This window comes from Paraburkholderia sp. CNPSo 3281, from assembly GCF_024206515.1.
GTDB lineage: Bacteria > Pseudomonadota > Gammaproteobacteria > Burkholderiales > Burkholderiaceae > Paraburkholderia > Paraburkholderia nodosa.
This window is the reverse complement of sequence record NZ_JAMBPS010000136.1, coordinates 1-1619: the sequence shown is the minus strand read 5'-3', so window position 1 is coordinate 1619 and position 1619 is coordinate 1. Positions and strand designations below refer to the sequence as shown.

The window sequence follows — 1619 nt, the reverse complement described above, 5'->3', positions numbered from 1 at the left end:
GAAGTAGCTTCTATGGGGTATTCGAAGTCAAGCCCCCTCGATGACAGTTTTATTCGCAAGATTCTCCTTTAGGACTCCGCGAGTTATCCACGGCCTGCCGCCGGGTCCCTTCACATGACCAGAACGTCGGCAGGCGGTGGATAACTCGCGTGCGTCACAACACGTGTCAATAGTCTTTGGTTCGGAGCGCTCGATGTCGGGCGTATGCCCGATCTAACTTCTATCCGTGCCGGCACCACGGCCGGTCACCCTATACCGCATGCGCTAACGCGGGCAGCGCTCCGTTCGGACGCGCCCCATCTGAAGGACGATTGCCCATCGGGCAATCCCGCTACTTCACGGGCGCGCAAACCTTGAGACTCGTGCCGTCTGTCGACGCAGATGGTTCAGGTCGCAACCGCACTCCGGTGTGCCTTGAGGGTTGCTCCAATCGGAATCTCACCATGTTCCGCATACCGCCATAGCGCGATCGCGAGACGACGAGCTAGTGCAACAATGCCGATACGTCGGGCACGCTTTCCTGCGCCAGCAAATCGTTTATGGAACCATTGGCTCAGTTGGCTTGCGGGCTGGTGGCGTAGCCAGCACCATGCGAGTTCGACCATGAGCCAGCGACAGCGCCTGTTGCCGGCCTTGCTGATGCCTTGTTCTGTTTCGCTGGTCCCGCTGCTATATGGCGTGGGCGCAAGGCCCAGGCAGGCGGCAAGCTCTCGACGGTTGTGAAACTTGCGCCAACTAAACAACTCCTTTAGCAGAGTCCATGCACTTCCGGTACCGACACCGGTCAGGCGCGCTAACGCCGCAATTGAGGGTTGCGCGCCGCTACGGACTTGCTGCTCCTGAAATCCCTCAAGCGTCTTGATTTGGTGGATCACAAGTGAGAGTCGCTCAAATTCACGCTCGATCTCGGCACGCAGGGCGGGGAGCAACTGCTGAGCGTGCTCGGCCCACCAGCGGGCCCAGTTACGACCGCCTACGCGCTCTACGCGCAGGTTATGCAGCACCAGAAGCGAACGGATCCGATTGATGTGAGCGGTGCGCTCGTGTCGCAGGCGCTCGAGTTCACGATGCACGCGACGTTCATCTTCCTGCTGTGCGCTTGGGACTCGCGCGACTGCCCAGACCCGACGTTCGCCAGCGTAGTAGCGCATCAGCATGGAAAGCAGCTTGTCGGCGTCAAGGCGGTCGGTCTTCGCACGTCGTGAGCGTCGGTTCACCTCAATACTTGCCGAGTCGACGACGAGATTGACAATCCCTTGTACGCTTAGCCAACGGTGCAACCAGAAGCCGTCGCGGCCCGCCTCATAGCAGCTCAGCACCAAGGTGTCAGGGTGCAGATGACAGCGAGCTTTGGCTTTTGCGATAGCGGTCAGGACGGAAGCGGTGTCGCCGGCCGCTACCGTGCAACGGCTGGGAGCACGTACGCCATCACCGAGTGACAGCTTCCAGTTCTTTTCGCCCAATTCAAAGGCGACAAACAGCCTGCCGGTGATCGCGGTGTCCTGTGCTTGCAGGGTTCTCTCGGGTGCGTCCATTTGCGTGCTCCTTCCGGGAAACGGTCCAGATAAACCGTTTTACTCCTGGGGGCTTACGCGGGCTGTCCCTCATAGTATCTGAAG

The 1619-nt window shown here is 59.8% G+C and carries 1 protein-coding gene; it reads right to left on the bottom strand.

Annotation, left to right across the window (positions count from 1 at the left end):
* Positions 1–386: 386 nt before the first annotated feature.
* Positions 387–1535, bottom strand: a complete 1149-nt coding sequence (locus M3I56_RS40475) for an IS110 family transposase (protein ID WP_254358643.1) — start codon at positions 1533–1535, stop codon at positions 387–389.
* Positions 1536–1619: the final 84 nt, after the last annotated feature.

Coding starts and splice junctions, on each gene's coding strand:
- M3I56_RS40475 (WP_254358643.1), bottom strand. CDS start 1,535: ATGGACGCACCCGAGAGAACCCTGCAAGCACAGGACACCGCGATCACC.